Origin of the sequence: Rhizobium sp. Rhizsp42, assembly GCF_047304155.1 — a bacterium.
In the GTDB taxonomy this organism is placed as follows: domain Bacteria; phylum Pseudomonadota; class Alphaproteobacteria; order Rhizobiales; family Rhizobiaceae; genus Rhizobium.
In genome coordinates this window covers 90,722-103,885 of record NZ_JBGLYS010000026.1, presented here as the reverse complement: position 1 = coordinate 103,885, position 13,164 = coordinate 90,722, and the positions used below count along the sequence as shown (strand labels likewise).

General features: G+C 64.5%; 14 protein-coding genes and 1 pseudogene. 7 read left to right on the top strand and 8 right to left on the bottom strand.

Going from position 1 to position 13,164, the window contains the following annotated elements; genetic code table 11:
* On the top strand, positions 1-215 hold a 215-nt coding region (locus tag ACCD05_RS22290; protein WP_413395416.1), incomplete at its 5' end, for a hypothetical protein.
* Positions 216-241: 26 nt separating this feature from the next.
* Here the strand turns inward: ACCD05_RS22290 and tsaA are convergent.
* The 5 genes from tsaA to ACCD05_RS22265 all read right to left on the bottom strand — a co-directional run bounded on the left by tsaA (position 242) and on the right by ACCD05_RS22265 (position 5,324).
* The gene (gene tsaA, locus ACCD05_RS22285) at positions 242-766 is read right to left on the bottom strand and encodes a tRNA (N6-threonylcarbamoyladenosine(37)-N6)-methyltransferase TrmO (protein ID WP_413395414.1); all 525 of its coding nucleotides are present in this window, start codon (positions 764-766) and stop codon (positions 242-244) included.
* A complete protein-coding gene (locus ACCD05_RS22280; protein ID WP_413395412.1) occupies positions 766-1,551 on the bottom strand; it encodes an ABC transporter ATP-binding protein in 786 nt (261 codons plus the stop codon). Before ACCD05_RS22280 ends, tsaA begins: the two co-directional genes overlap by 1 nt.
* Positions 1,552-1,561: 10 nt before the next feature.
* A complete protein-coding gene (locus tag ACCD05_RS22275) occupies positions 1,562-2,593 on the bottom strand; it encodes a FecCD family ABC transporter permease (RefSeq protein ID WP_413395410.1) in 1,032 nt (343 codons plus the stop codon).
* The gene (locus ACCD05_RS22270) at positions 2,590-3,627 is read right to left on the bottom strand and encodes an iron ABC transporter substrate-binding protein (protein WP_413395408.1); all 1,038 of its coding nucleotides are present in this window, start codon (positions 3,625-3,627) and stop codon (positions 2,590-2,592) included. The genes ACCD05_RS22275 and ACCD05_RS22270 overlap by 4 nt, the downstream gene beginning before the upstream one ends.
* A gap of 113 nt (positions 3,628-3,740) precedes the next feature.
* Positions 3,741-5,324 (bottom strand): peptide chain release factor 3, encoded by a 1,584-nt coding sequence (locus ACCD05_RS22265; protein WP_047506941.1) that lies wholly within the window; start codon positions 5,322-5,324, stop codon positions 3,741-3,743.
* Positions 5,325-5,414: 90 nt separating this feature from the next.
* On the opposite strand from ACCD05_RS22265, the gene dut reads away from it, so the two are divergent.
* Together dut and ACCD05_RS22255 are read left to right on the top strand one after the other, a co-directional pair.
* On the top strand, positions 5,415-5,885 hold the full coding sequence (gene dut, locus ACCD05_RS22260) for a dUTP diphosphatase (protein WP_413395406.1): 471 nt from the start codon (positions 5,415-5,417) through the stop codon (positions 5,883-5,885).
* Positions 5,885-6,784 carry a GNAT family N-acetyltransferase gene (locus tag ACCD05_RS22255; protein ID WP_413395404.1) on the top strand — a complete coding sequence of 300 codons (900 nt, stop codon included), beginning with the start codon at positions 5,885-5,887 and terminating at the stop codon, positions 6,782-6,784. The genes dut and ACCD05_RS22255 overlap by 1 nt, the downstream gene beginning before the upstream one ends.
* Positions 6,785-6,788: 4 nt before the next feature.
* Here the strand turns inward: ACCD05_RS22255 and ACCD05_RS22250 are convergent, their stop codons facing one another.
* Entirely contained in the window at positions 6,789-7,247 is a 459-nt protein-coding gene (locus ACCD05_RS22250; protein ID WP_413395402.1) for an Lrp/AsnC family transcriptional regulator, read from the bottom strand.
* 102 nt (positions 7,248-7,349) lie between these two features.
* Here ACCD05_RS22250 and ACCD05_RS22245 point away from each other — a divergent pair, with 102 nt between their 5' ends.
* Positions 7,350-8,255 (top strand): DMT family transporter, encoded by a 906-nt coding sequence (locus tag ACCD05_RS22245; RefSeq protein ID WP_413395400.1) that lies wholly within the window; start codon positions 7,350-7,352, stop codon positions 8,253-8,255.
* A gap of 22 nt (positions 8,256-8,277) precedes the next feature.
* Here ACCD05_RS22245 and ACCD05_RS22240 read toward each other — a convergent pair whose 3' ends face one another.
* On the bottom strand, positions 8,278-8,793 hold the full coding sequence (locus tag ACCD05_RS22240; protein WP_047506926.1) for a Dps family protein: 516 nt from the start codon (positions 8,791-8,793) through the stop codon (positions 8,278-8,280).
* A gap of 256 nt (positions 8,794-9,049) precedes the next feature.
* Here ACCD05_RS22240 and ACCD05_RS22235 point away from each other — a divergent pair, with 256 nt between their 5' ends.
* The 3 genes and pseudogenes from ACCD05_RS22235 (at position 9,050) to ACCD05_RS22225 (ending at position 11,157) form a co-directional block, all read left to right on the top strand.
* Positions 9,050-9,667, top strand: coding sequence for a LysE family translocator (locus ACCD05_RS22235; RefSeq protein ID WP_047506924.1), 618 nt, complete (start codon positions 9,050-9,052; stop codon positions 9,665-9,667).
* 133 nt (positions 9,668-9,800) lie between these two features.
* Positions 9,801-10,763: a cysteine synthase A gene (gene cysK / locus ACCD05_RS22230; protein ID WP_413395397.1), complete on the top strand. Its 963-nt coding sequence runs from the start codon at positions 9,801-9,803 to the stop codon at positions 10,761-10,763.
* Positions 10,764-10,857: 94 nt separating this feature from the next.
* Positions 10,858-11,157, top strand: a pseudogene (locus ACCD05_RS22225) (putative quinol monooxygenase).
* A gap of 75 nt (positions 11,158-11,232) precedes the next feature.
* Here ACCD05_RS22225 and ACCD05_RS22220 read toward each other — a convergent pair.
* Positions 11,233-12,765, bottom strand: coding sequence for a YifB family Mg chelatase-like AAA ATPase (locus ACCD05_RS22220; protein ID WP_413395395.1), 1,533 nt, complete (start codon positions 12,763-12,765; stop codon positions 11,233-11,235).
* Between the last annotated feature and the right edge of the window lie 399 nt (positions 12,766-13,164).

Below are 13,164 nucleotides of genomic sequence, written 5' to 3'. Positions count from 1 at the left end.
CCCGAACCGACATCGCATCATCTCCGCTCATCGCTAAGACAGAGAATCACAACGGTGAGATTTTGCAACGGCTCCCGCTGGGGAGAAGAGACTCGTGGCGGCGCTTTGCCCTGATCATGTCAGCTGAAGACCTATCGCAAACGCCTGAGATAGAAGCGAGCGAGCCAAGCCATCCCCTTCTCCCCCGTGGGGAGAAGGTGGCGGCAGCCGGATGAGGGGGCCGCGGGCGCGACGTCAGCGATCACGCCTTCTGGCAATAATGCGCCGTGCCCTCATCGCTCGTCTGGAAATCGCCCGGCTGCGGCGGGGCGATCGGTTTGAAGAGGGTGCGGTCCGGTTTCAGGTCGAGCAGCGGTGTGCCGTCGAGGCAGTCCATGCCGCGCACCAGAAGTGTCGATCCCTCCACGGCTTCCAGCTTGACGATGGACGTCCCGATCGGATTGGGGCGGACGGGGGAGCGGAGCGAGAAGGTCCCGTGCACCTTGCCCGAATTGGCCGGGCTCTGGAGCACGAGATCGCGGCGGGAGCGATCCAGCCAATAGAGGATTTCCAGCCGCTCGAAAGCCTCGACGCCCTGCAGCGCCTGCGTCCAGGGCTCGAATATCTCGATCCGGCAGATCGGCCCGTCATGCCGCCCCTGGCGCGGGGTCTCCATGCGGGACGTCCAGGGCGTGCGGATGCGGCCGATGAAGACCAAGCCGGCATCGGTCGCAGCGGGCGCCTCGACCGCCACTTCGTTTTTCCGGATTTCGTTTTCGCGCACCATCAATCTTCTCCCGTATCCAGGCGTGGCGAACAGACGGGCGCATTGCCACCCGGCAGAACGCCCATGACCACATCGACATCATAAAGCTGCTTGATCCGCTGCGGCGTCAACACCGTTTGCGGCGGACCTAGCCCGGAGAGCTTGCCCTCGTGCAGCAGCGCCACCCGATCGGCGACCATGAAGACATGGTCGGGATTGTGGGTGGAAAGCACGATCGACATGCCCTCCCGCGCCAGCCGGCGGATATGCGAGAGCACGCGCATCTGGTTGCCGTAATCAAGGCTGGCGGTCGGCTCGTCCATGACGAGAATGCCCGGCTGCTGCGCCAGCGCGCGGGCGATCAGCACCATCTGCCGCTCGCCGCCCGATATCTCCGTATAGGGGCGATCGGCCAGATGCGTCATGCCGAGCCGGGCGAGTGCTGCGTCGGCAATGGCGCGATCCGCGGCGCCGGGGGCGGCAAAGGGCGACAGGTGCGCGGCGCGGCCCATCAGGACCACGTCGCGCACGGTGAAGGGAAAGAGTGCCGCATGCGCCTGAGGCACATGGCCGATGCGCTTGGCGCGATCGGCCCGACTGAGCGAGATGAGCGGTGCGCCATCGAGGACGATCTCGCCCGCCTGCACCGGCAGCAGGCCGAGCATGGTCTTGAACAGCGTCGTCTTGCCGGCGCCGTTGGGCCCGAGCAGCGCCAGAACCTCGCCCCTTGCCAGCGTCAGCGTGACATCCCGGCCGACCGTGCGGGCGCCATAGCCGAAAGCGAGATCGCGCAGTTCCAACGTCATGACTTATCCCTCATGACCAGCCCCTTTTACCTGAGGCGAGCAGGAACAGGAAAAACGGCGCTCCCACCACGGCCGTCAGGATGCCGAGCGGGATCTCGATCATCGCAATGCTGCGGGCCAGCGTATCGACGACAAGCAGATAGGCGCCGCCGAGCAGGATCGAGGCGGGCAGCAGCCGACGGAAATCGGGTCCAACAAGCAGCCGCGCGACATGCGGAATGACGAGGCCGATCCAGCCGATGATGCCGGCGATCGAGACGGAGGCGGCAGTGATGAGCGTCGCCCCCGTTATCAGCGCCAACCTTGTTAGCCGGGTATCGATACCGAGCGTACGCGCCTCCTCGTCACCCAGCGTCATGATATTCATGCGCCAGCGCAACAGGACGAGCGGGACGAGGCCGAGGATGATCGCCGGCAGGATGGAGCCGACATCGGCGCGGGTGACGGCGGTCAGGCTGCCGAGCAACCAGTAGGTGATGGCGGGCAGCTGGTCATAGGGATCGGCGAGGATCTTGATGAGCGATATGCCGGCGCCGACCAGAGCGCCGATCGCCACACCCGCCAGGACCAGCGTCAGCACCGGGTCCCGCCCGCGCACCGCGGCACCCACGGCATAGACCGCGCCGACGGCAAGAAGGCCGCCGCAGAAGCTCATGAGCTGGATGACCGCAACCGGCATTTCCATGAAGATCGCCAGTACCGCTCCGAGGCTGGCGCCGACGGAGACGCCGAGGATATCCGGCGAGACCAGCGGATTGCGAAACAGGCCCTGATAGGTGGCGCCGGCGGCCGACAGTGCCGCGCCGATCAGCAGCGCGGCGGCGACCCTCGGCAAGCGCACGTTCCAGATCACCGTCTGCTGGATTGGATCGACATCGGATGGCGTGCCGGTGATGCCGGCTGCCAGCGCTCGCAAAATGGTCGAGGGCGGGACGGCATATTTGCCGATCGCCATGGAGAGCACCGCCAGCAGCAGCACGAGCGCGGCTCCGAAAACGACCAGTTTCCAGCTTCCGCCGGCGGTTTGCCTATCCTTGCTCATTTCGACGACGGTAGCGCGCCTTTCAGCAGCGTGTCGAGATCAGCATCGCTCACATCCACCTGATAGAACAGCTTGAAGAATGTCCTCACGTCGGCTTTCAGATCGCCATCGAAGCTTTGAGGATAAAGCAGCGTCTCCAGCCAGCGGATGCCGATCAGGCGGTTGATGCCGGGCGGAGAATCGAACCAGCCGAAGGGAAGTGCGGGCGCGGTGAACACCTTGCCGCTCTTCACCGCTTCGACGCTTGCCCAGGATGCATCGCTTTTCACGGCTTGCGCGAATTTCGGCGAGGCGGCGAGGATGATATCGGGGTTCCAGCCGAGCACCTGTTCCAGCGAGACATTGGTGAGCCCGCCCTTGCCGGCGGCGGCCGCAACATTGTCGGCGCCGGCCGCCTGAAGAATCTCCATGTTGATGGAGCCTGAAAGGCCGGTCTCAAGGCCTTCAGGACCGCGCCCGTAATAGACCTTTGGGCGCTTGTCCGAGGGAAGCTTTGCCAGGCCGTCATGAAGGGTCTTCAGCGTCGTCTCGGCATAAGTCGCCAGCTCCTGCGCGCGCGGCGCGACGCCAAGCAGGTCTCCGACCGCTCGCAGCGTCTGTGGCGTGTTCTCGAAGCTGCCGTCGATCAACACATAGGGAATGCCGGTCTGCTGCTGCACCTTGTCGGCCAGCGAGACATAGGTCGGATTGACGGTGCCGACATCGATGATGAGATCGGGCTTGGCGGCGATCACCGCCTCCATATTGGCGGTGCCGCCCTGCCCCGTCAGCCGGCCGTAGGTAGGCAGGTTCTGCACCGATGGCGCCAGGAACTGCTTCTCCTCCGCGCTCGGCTCACGCACCCAGCCCGTGAGCTTATCCGGCGCCAGCACATAGACCAGCACCGAGGCCGGCGGCCCCGCCGTCAGCACGCGGGTGACGTGGTCGGGAATCTCCACCGTACGGCCGCCCGCATCGGTGAACGGGCGGGCGAAGGCGCCGGTGCTGAAGACCGTGAAGAGGGCGACGAGGATCGTGCTGGCGAGTTTGAGCATGGTGGCTTCCCGATGAAATCGGAGCCACTATGTCATGACGCTATATCCGATGGAATATGTCGAAGCGCTGCAAGCAGCGCCTCTTTCCCCTCATGACGAAAGCGTGACCAGAATCACGCCGCTTTGGCGACGTGATATTCCTTGATCGCGACCATCTTGATCGCCGGGAAGCGTTCGGATTCGTAGCGCAGCGAGAAGCTGTCCTGCGCCAAAAAGACCGGGTCGCCGTCGAGGTCGCGGGCGATATCGCCGCGCTTGACGTTCAGGAACTTCTCAAGCTCGGCCGGCTGGTCCGACGAGATCCAGCGGCAGACGGAGAAGCGCGACATTTCGAACGAGACCGGCAGCGTGTATTCGGCCGAAAGTCGTTCCTTCAGAACATCGAGCTGCAGGGCGCCGACGACGCCAACGATAGCCGGCGAACCATCTTCCGGCGAGAAGAGCTGCACGACACCCTCTTCGGCCATCTGCTGCAGGGCTTCCTTGAGCTTCTTCGCCTTCATCGCATCCTCAAGCCGCACGCGGCGCAGGATTTCCGGCGAGAAGTTCGGCACGCCCTGGAACACCAGCGCCTCGCCTTCGGTCAGCGTATCGCCGATCCTGAGCGTTCCGTGGTTCGGGATGCCGACGACGTCGCCGGCAAAGGCGGTATCGGCCAGCTGGCGCTGCGAGGCGAAGAAGAACTGCGGCGCCGTAAGGCCGAGCTGCTTGCCGGTGCGGGCAAGACGCGCCTTCATGCCACGCTCCAGCTTGCCGGAGCAGATGCGGGCGAAGGCGATGCGGTCGCGGTGGTTGGGGTCCATGTTCGCCTGGATCTTGAAGACGAAGGCCGTCATCTTGTCTTCGGCGGCGTGGACGGTTCTGATATCGGCGACCTGGTCGCGAGGCGGCGGCGCGAATTCGCCGAGCGCGTTGATGAGATCGCGGACGCCGAAATTGCGCAGCGCCGAGCCGAAGAAGACAGGAGTCAGGTGGCCTTCGAGGAAGGCCTTGCGGTCAAAGGGGCGGCAGGCTTCGATAGCCAGTTCCGTCTCATCGACGAAGGCCGAGCGCTCATTTTCCGGCAGACGGTCGGCGACGGCCTGCGGGCCGTTGACCGGCGTTCCCTCGACTTCGGTATCGGAGCCGCGAACAGTGTTGTTCGCGAGGTTGTAAGATCCGCAGAAGGTCTTGGAGCGGCCGATCGGCCAGGTGACCGGAGCAGTGTCCAGCGCCAGCTTCTCTTCGACCTCATCCAGGATCTCGAAGGGATCGCGGCTTTCGCGGTCCATCTTGTTGATGAAGGTGATGATCGGGATGTCGCGCATGCGGCAGACTTCGAAGAGCTTCAGCGTTCTGGGCTCGATACCCTTTGCGGCGTCGATGACCATGACGGCCGCATCCACCGCCGTCAGCGTGCGATAGGTGTCGTCGGCGAAGTCTTCGTGGCCTGGTGTGTCGAGAATGTTGAAGACGTTGCCTTCATATTCGAAGGTCATCACCGAGGTGACGACCGAGATGCCGCGCTCGCGCTCGATCTTCATCCAGTCCGACCGGGTCTGGATGCGATCCTTCTTCGCCTTGACCTCGCCGGCAAGCTGAATGGCGCCGCCGAACAGCAGCAGCTTTTCGGTGAGCGTCGTCTTGCCCGCGTCCGGGTGGGCGATAATAGCGAATGTGCGGCGGCGGGAAACCGCCTCGGCGAGACTTTCGGCCATGCTATGAATCCTGTGGAGTTGCGGCGTATCTAGCGATTTAGGCGCCGCTTTGCAATTGACCTTGGCCTTGCGGGGGCAAAGTAATGGCGCATGACCATTCACACAGATACCCGCCCGACCCTCAATCTCCTGCGTCTCACCCATGGCGAAGGCATCGAGCTGCCCGCCTATGAAACCAAGGGCGCCGCCGGCATGGACCTGCGCGCCGCCGTAGACGACGGTGCACCGATGGTGCTTGCGCCAGGCAAGCGGGCGCTGGTGCCGACCGGGCTGATCTTCGAGATCCCCGAGGGCTTCGAAGGCCAGATCCGCCCGCGCTCCGGCCTCGCCTTCAAGAACGGCATCACCTGCCTCAACACCCCAGGCACGATCGACAGCGATTATCGCGGCGAAGTGAAGGTGCTCCTGATCAATCTCGGCCAGGAGCCGTTCGAGATCACCCGCGGCATGCGCATCGCCCAGATGGTGATCGCGCCGGTGACGCAGGCGCGCGTCGCCGAAATCACCGAGGCGAGCACGACGGCGCGCGGCGCCGGCGGCTTCGGCTCCACGGGCGTGTGATGGACAAGGCGACCGATAGCTCCGGCCTCAAATTCCGGCAGGACTATTTCGCCGACGACAAGGCCTGGGCGGCGCTGGTGTCGCTTCTCTCTGATACATTCGGCATCGATCTCGACCCGCTGAAGCGTCTCGGCGGCGCCGATCCCACCAGCATGCCCTTCGGCTGGTTCGACGAGACAGGACTTCTGGCCGCCAATCTCTCGGCCTTCGCCATGCCTATCGTCATCAACGGCCGCAAAATCAACGCCGCCGGCCTGCAATCGGGCGCCGTGCGGCCGCCCTGGCGCGGGCGCGGGCTTTATCGCGACGTGACCCACAAGGCGCTCGACTGGTGCGCGGTCCAGGGCTTCGAGGCGATCGTGCTCTACACGGACAAGCCTGATCTCTACACGCCCTATGGCTTCCGCTCGCTGCCGATGCATCTTTATGCCGGCGCGGCGCCGGAGCCTGCGACGGGCGCCATGCCTGCGCGGATGCTCGACCCTTGGAAGCCCGAGGATCTCGCGCTGCTGCAGCGGGCGCTGCGGTCCCGCACGCCGGTATCGGATGCTCTCGCGGTCTGCGAGAGCGCGGCGATGTTCCTGATCAACACGCAGTTCGATCCGGATGTGCGGCTGAGCTGGCTGGAGGACCGGCAGGCGGTGGTTGCATGGAAGGTGGGGGATGACAACACATTCGTGCTGTCGGATGTGATTGCCGAAACCATTCCGCCACTCGACGCGATTCTCGGAGGGCTCGGTATCGCGCCGCTGGCGGTCGAGGCTCTATTTTCGCCGGACAAGCTCGGCTGGCAGGGCGAGGCGCGGGCGCTTGACGGCGGCACTGAGTTCATGATCCGCACCGATCTCGACATCAGCCTTGAGCGGCCGGCGATGCTTTCGCCGATGGCGGATTTCTAGGCTTTCAGCTCAGCGGCGGCAAACGGCGCTTTACCGGCGAGGCCTTTACCATCGATGTGCTGGTCTCGGCCTTCTCCGCGACCTTGTCCAAAATCGTGTCCAGTTGCGCCATGGAGCGGACGACGAGGCGGGCGACGAAGCAATCATCGCCGGTGACCTTGTCGCATTCGACAAACTCAGGCGTCTCCTGGATGATGCGCTCCACCACATGCAGCTGTCCCGGCAGCGGCCGGACGCGGACGATTGCCTGTAGAGGATAGCCGAGCGCCGTGGGATCGATATCGACCGTAAAGGCGGAAATGACGCCGCGCTCCTCCAGCCGGCGCAGGCGCTCGCCGGCGCTGGGGGAAGACAGACCGGCTGTTTGCGCCAGCTCCTTCAGCGACATGCGCGCATCGGCGGCCAGCGCCTCGACAATGCGGCGGTCGATATCGTCAAGATCATTGTTAGGTTGAACACTCATTTCGCCTCACAATGAAAGGTGAAAGCCGCCATCTGGCACTTCAAGATTATATAAATGGTGTCGCGGCCGCAATATTCTCATTCTCAAAAATGGGAGACTGCGATGCAACAGGATATCCGCAACGGCAGCATGCAGATGACGGCGGCGATGCTGATTTCGGGGACGATCGGCTGGTTCGTCGTGATGTCAGGCCAACCGGTCAGCGGCGTCGTCTTCTGGCGTTGCCTGTTCGGGGCGATCAGCCTGCTTGTCGTCTGCGCGGTGATGGGACTGCTGAAGCCCGGGACGATCGGGCTGCGCGCCTTTGCGATTGCCGTGTTCGGCGGCGTCGCCATCGTGCTCAACTGGCTGCTGCTCTTCGGCGCCTATGGCCATACGTCGATCTCGGTGGCGACCACCGTCTACAACACGCAGCCCTTCATGCTGCTCGGGCTCGGCGCCCTGCTTCTCGGCGACCGGATCACGGCAGCGAAGCTGTTCTGGCTGGTGCTGGCCTTCACAGGCATGATCGGGATCGTCGAAGGCAAGCCGCAGGTGGCGGGCGCGGGCGGCGATTATGCCATCGGCATCGCCATGGCGCTGGGCGCGGCCTTCTTCTACGCGCTGGCGGCTCTGGCCGCGAAATGGCTGAAGGGCACGCCGCCGCATCTGATCGCGCTGATCCAGGTCGCCACGGGTGTCGTGATGCTGGCGCCGATCACCGACTTTTCCGCCATACCCGGTGACACCCAAACATGGTCGCTGCTGGTGACGCTGGGCGTGGTGCATACGGGGCTGATGTATGTGCTGCTCTACGGTGCGATCCAGAAGCTGCCGATCCACCTGACCGGCGCGCTGTCCTTTCTCTATCCGATCGCGGCGATCGTGGTCGACCGGGTCGCCTTCGGCCACGCGCTGCAGCCGCTGCAGATCGCCGGCGCCGCCATCATTCTTCTGGCGGCGGCGGGCATGAACCTTGGCTGGACGCCCGCGCGGCTGCGCGGTGTGCTGCGGGGCGCCCGGGCCTGAGCCTTGGACCAGAAAGCGGCGATCACTTCGCCTGGCGGGTGATCTCGAAGAGGAACCAGTGGCGGCGCTCGGCCTCGTCGATCCAGTTTTCGAGAAGGCTCGTGGTGGCGACGTCGTTGTGTTCGGAGCAGACGTCGTGGGTCTCGCGCATCAGCGAGATCAACTGGCGGTTATCGTCACGCAGTTCGGCCAGCATGTCCTCGGGCGTCACGTAGTCGGCGTCGTTATCGGCAAGGCGCTGCAGGCGACCGATATGGCCAATGGAGCGCAGCGTGGTGCCGCCGATCTTGCGGGCGCGTTCGGCCATTTCATCGGTGATGGCGAAGATCTGCTCGGCATGCTCATCCAGCAGCAGGTGATAATCGCGGAAATGCGGGCCGGACATGTGCCAGTGGAAATTCTTGGTCTTCAGATAAAGCGCGAAGGTATCGGCCAGAAGCGCCGTCAGCGCGCCGGAAATATCCTGGATGGCGTTGCTCTTCAGATCGGTCGGGGTTGCCAGCGCCGCGGTCTTGCGCTTTTCGACGGGTGTCGACATGAAATTTTCTCCTTCGCCAGATCGGCGTGATACGGGTGCCGGAACGGGTTGCGTCCCCCATGTGGCCGACAATTCCGGCTCCGGCTACGGCCAGACATCCGCCACCAACCGAGAACTAGAACCGCGACCCGAGGCGTCAATAGCAGACGCCCGTGACAGATGGCGCGCGCCGGAAATCCGTCCCGTTGAGGTTACCCAACGGCCTGTTGAAACGGTCCTGCAAGAGGCGTAGAACACAGCCGATTGGGAGGCTCACATGTCGTTCACCGCACTCTTTGCCTATGCCGCGGCGCTGTTCATCGCCGCCGCCATTCCCGGCCCCGGCATTACAGCCATCGTTGCCCGCGCGCTGGGCTCGAACTTCCGCGAGACCTTTTTCATGGGCCTCGGGCTGGTGCTCGGCGACATGACCTATCTGACCGCCGTGATCCTCGGCCTCGCCTTTGTGGCGCAGACCTTCACCGAGGTGTTCATCGTCATCAAGATCCTCGGCGCGCTCTATCTCGGCTATATCGCCTACAAGCTCTGGACCGCCGGCCTGCTGCCGCAGGACATCGCCGCGAAGAAATCCAGCAATATCGGCATGAGCTTTCTATCGGGCCTGCTGGTCACGCTCGGCAACCCGAAGACCATGCTCTTCTACGTCGCGCTGGTGCCGACGCTGATCAGCATCGACAGCGTCGGGATGCGCGAATACGGCCTGCTTCTGTTGACCACCTTCGTCGTGCTTCTGGTGGTGCTGATCCCCTATATGCTGCTGGCCTCAAGGGCGCGCACGTTGCTCAAACAGCCGCGCGCGCTGCAGGCGCTGAACCGGGTGGCGGCGAGCATTCTGGCGGGCACCGCGGCCTTCATCGCCACCCGCGCGGCCTGAAAAAATCATCCGCTAAACCGTGGTTCGAAAAGGCTTTTTTCTCTGAACCACAGGGTTGGCGGGTGAAGCTACTCTGGCCGACCACCGGCTTAGACCCTATTCTCACTCCATATTTCATCAAGGGAGCCTTATCATGTCGAAGAAACCGGGCCGCGGCCGCATCTACTCCTCGATCACGGAAACGATCGGCGATACCCCGATCGTTCGACTGGACAAGCTCGCCAAGGAAAAGGGCGTGAAGGCCAATCTTCTGGCCAAGCTCGAATTCTTCAACCCGATCGCCTCGGTCAAGGACCGCATCGGCGTGGCGATGATCGAATCACTGGAAGCGCAGGGCAAGATTTCGCCCGGCAAGACGACGCTGGTCGAGCCGACTTCCGGCAACACCGGCATCGCGCTCGCCTTCGCCGCCGCCGCCAAGGGCTACAAGCTGATCCTCACCATGCCCGAGACCATGTCGGTCGAGCGCCGCAAGATGCTGGCGCTGCTCGGCGCCGAGCTGGTGCTGACCGAGGGCGCGAAGGGCATGAAGGGCGCGATCGCCAAGGCCGAGGAGCTGGCCGCAACGCTGCCCGACGCGATCATTCCGCAGCAGTTCGAAAACCCCGCCAACCCAGAGATCCACCGCAAGACGACGGCCGAGGAGATCTGGAACGACACGGATGGCACCGTCGATATCCTGGTGTCTGGCATCGGCACCGGCGGCACGATTACCGGCGCAGGCCAGGTGCTGAAATCCAAGAAGCCGGAAATCAAGGTGATCGCCGTCGAGCCCGAGGAATCGCCGGTTCTCTCCGGTGGCCAGCCGGGTCCGCACAAGATCCAGGGTATCGGCGCCGGCTTCGCGCCCGCCATCCTCGACACCCACATCTATGACGAGGTCGTCACCATCAACAGCGCGACCGCGCTCGAAACCGCCCGCCACGTCGCCCGCCTCGAAGGCGTGCCCGTCGGCATCTCCTCGGGTGCCGCATTGGCAGCGGCGATCAAGATCGGCTCCCGCGAGGAAAACGCCGGCAAGACTATCGTGGTGATCATTCCGTCGTTCGCCGAACGCTACCTCTCGACGGCGCTGTTCGAAGGCCTCGGCGGCTGAGGATCGACTTAGCTCGACGTCAGGGAGGGCGCTTCGGCGCCCTTCATGCTGTTTACGATCCCGCACCAACTTCCTAACGTAAGCAAGCCACCCCATGCTGTTGATCGTCGGAACCATCCGCCTCCCCCACGAGAACCTCGCGCTCGCACGCCCCGTGATGCAGCGCATGGTGGAGATGAGCCGCGCCGAAGACGGCTGCCTGGACTATTCCTATGCCGAGGACGTGCTCGAGCCCGGCCTCATTCACGTCACCGAACGCTGGCGCGACCAAGCCTCGCTCGACCGCCACTTTCAAACCACGCACCTGAGCGACTAGCGCGCCGCATGGCCAGCACTCGGCATTCATGACCGCAAGCTCCAGAGCTACGAGGTCGGCGCAGCGCGCGAGACCTGAGGCACCGGACTACTCCCCTCCGTCAAGGCAGCGACGACGCCCCCACTGCGTCTACGCTTCGCTCGCCCCTGCCCTTCATGCCACCGCCGTCAGCCGCTCGCCCGCCATGCGGTAGGAGATCGCCTCGGCCAAGTGGATGCGGCCGACCATCTCCTGGCCATCGAGATCGGCAAGCGTCCGGGCGACCTTGAGGACGCGGTGGTAGCCACGGGCGGAGAACTTCATCTTTTCGGCGGCGTCACGCAGCAATTGCAGGCCGGATGCATCGGGCGCTGCGTAGGTCTCGATCATCGCGGTGGAGCAGCGGGCATTGGTGCCGGTCTCGCCGAGGCCGGCGGCGCGAAAGCGGTCTCGCTGCAGATCACGGGCGCGGGCGACGCGGCGGGCGACGTCGGCGCTCTTTTCGGCCGGCGCCGGGCGGATCAGGTCGAAGGCGGAGACGGCGGGGACGTCGATCCTGATATCGATGCGATCCATCAGCGGGCCGGAGATGCGGGCCTGGTAATCAGCCATGCAGCGCGGACCACGGGCGCAGCTATGACCGGGCTCACCCGCCATGCCGCAGCGGCAGGGGTTCATGGCCGCCACCAACTGGATGGTGGCGGGATAACTGACGCGGTGATTGGCCCGCGCAATGATGCACTCGCCGGTTTCCAACGGCTGGCGCAGCGCATCGAGTGCCTGCGGCGAGAACTCGGGAAACTCGTCGAGAAAGAGCACGCCGTGATGGGCAAGCGACGCCTCCCCCGGGCGCGCTCGGAAACCGCCGCCGACGAGGGCCGCCATGGTGGCGGAGTGATGCGGGGTGCGGAACGGCCGGCGATCGGAGAGCTTGCCGCCGGAGAGCTGGCCGGCGATCGAGTGGATCATCGAGACTTCAAGCAGTTCGGCGGCCGAGAGCGGCGGCAGGATCGACGGCAGACGGGCGGCGAGCATCGACTTGCCGGAACCGGGAGGTCCGACCATCAAGAGATTATGCCCGCCGGCGGCGGCCACCTCCAGCGCACGCTTGGCGCTTTCCTGGCCCTTGATGTCGGCGAGATCGGGAAGGTTGGCGGCGGTGGCGCGGATCGACGGCTCGGGACGCGAGAGCACCTGGGTGCCGCGGAAATGATTGGCGAGTGCGATCAGGCTGCGCGGCGCCAGGATATCGAGCTCGGCGCCGGCCCAGGCGGCCTCGGGGCCGCTTTCAGCCGGGCAGATCAGGCCCTTGCCCATGGCATTGGCGCCGATCGCGGCCGGCAGCGCGCCGGTAACGGCGGCGATCGTGCCGTCGAGATTGAGTTCGCCGATGACGACATAACCCGAGAGCGCATCGGCCGGAATGGCGCCGAGGGCCGCCATCAGGCCGAGCGCGATGGGAAGGTCGAAGTGACTGCCTTCCTTGGGAAGATCGGCGGGGGCGAGGTTGACGGTGATGCGCTTGGCGGGGAGCGCCAGGCCGGAGGCGTGGAGTGCGGCATGCACCCGCTCGCGGCTTTCGGCCACCGCCTTGTCGGGCAGGCCGACGATCTGGGTGATCAGCTTGCCGGGCGCGACCATGACCTGGACCTCGACCGGAACCCCTTCTATGCCCTGGAATGCAACCGTGCTGACGCGCGCCACCATGCCCAACCCCCTGGCCCAGATCCCCTGTGGTGCAACCCCTTGCACCTGAAACCGCGACCCATCATGGTCGCGGATTGCAATCTGGCATAGAAATTGGAATGAAACAAGAACAATAAATGAACAATTGCGCGCCATTGATGTGGCGCGGTTGTGGCGGGTTGTGGGGGTAGAACAAAGGTGGGGAGAAAGAGGATCGCAACGGTGGTCTCGTCGCTTGGGCAACGAGCCAACTTGGTGCGAGTGATCCATGCACGTTGAACTCGTTGCGGCGTGCTTAGATGCTCGGGACAAGCCCGAGCACGACGGTGGAGGGTTGGGGGACGTCGCCTCCCCAACACTGAAATGGTGCTAAGCGCTTGAAGAGACCGGGCTTTCCTCAGCCGCGGCGTCATCCTGGGG

Coding starts and splice junctions, on each gene's coding strand:
- tsaA (WP_413395414.1), bottom strand. CDS start 766: ATGGTGCGCGAAAACGAAATCCGGAAAAACGAAGTGGCGGTCGAGGCG.
- ACCD05_RS22280 (WP_413395412.1), bottom strand. CDS start 1,551: ATGACGTTGGAACTGCGCGATCTCGCTTTCGGCTATGGCGCCCGCACG.
- ACCD05_RS22275 (WP_413395410.1), bottom strand. CDS start 2,593: ATGAGCAAGGATAGGCAAACCGCCGGCGGAAGCTGGAAACTGGTCGTT.
- ACCD05_RS22270 (WP_413395408.1), bottom strand. CDS start 3,627: ATGCTCAAACTCGCCAGCACGATCCTCGTCGCCCTCTTCACGGTCTTC.
- ACCD05_RS22265 (WP_047506941.1), bottom strand. CDS start 5,324: ATGGCCGAAAGTCTCGCCGAGGCGGTTTCCCGCCGCCGCACATTCGCT.
- dut (WP_413395406.1), top strand. CDS start 5,415: ATGACCATTCACACAGATACCCGCCCGACCCTCAATCTCCTGCGTCTC.
- ACCD05_RS22255 (WP_413395404.1), top strand. CDS start 5,885: ATGGACAAGGCGACCGATAGCTCCGGCCTCAAATTCCGGCAGGACTAT.
- ACCD05_RS22250 (WP_413395402.1), bottom strand. CDS start 7,247: ATGAGTGTTCAACCTAACAATGATCTTGACGATATCGACCGCCGCATT.
- ACCD05_RS22245 (WP_413395400.1), top strand. CDS start 7,350: ATGCAACAGGATATCCGCAACGGCAGCATGCAGATGACGGCGGCGATG.
- ACCD05_RS22240 (WP_047506926.1), bottom strand. CDS start 8,793: ATGTCGACACCCGTCGAAAAGCGCAAGACCGCGGCGCTGGCAACCCCG.
- ACCD05_RS22235 (WP_047506924.1), top strand. CDS start 9,050: ATGTCGTTCACCGCACTCTTTGCCTATGCCGCGGCGCTGTTCATCGCC.
- cysK (WP_413395397.1), top strand. CDS start 9,801: ATGTCGAAGAAACCGGGCCGCGGCCGCATCTACTCCTCGATCACGGAA.
- ACCD05_RS22220 (WP_413395395.1), bottom strand. CDS start 12,765: ATGGTGGCGCGCGTCAGCACGGTTGCATTCCAGGGCATAGAAGGGGTT.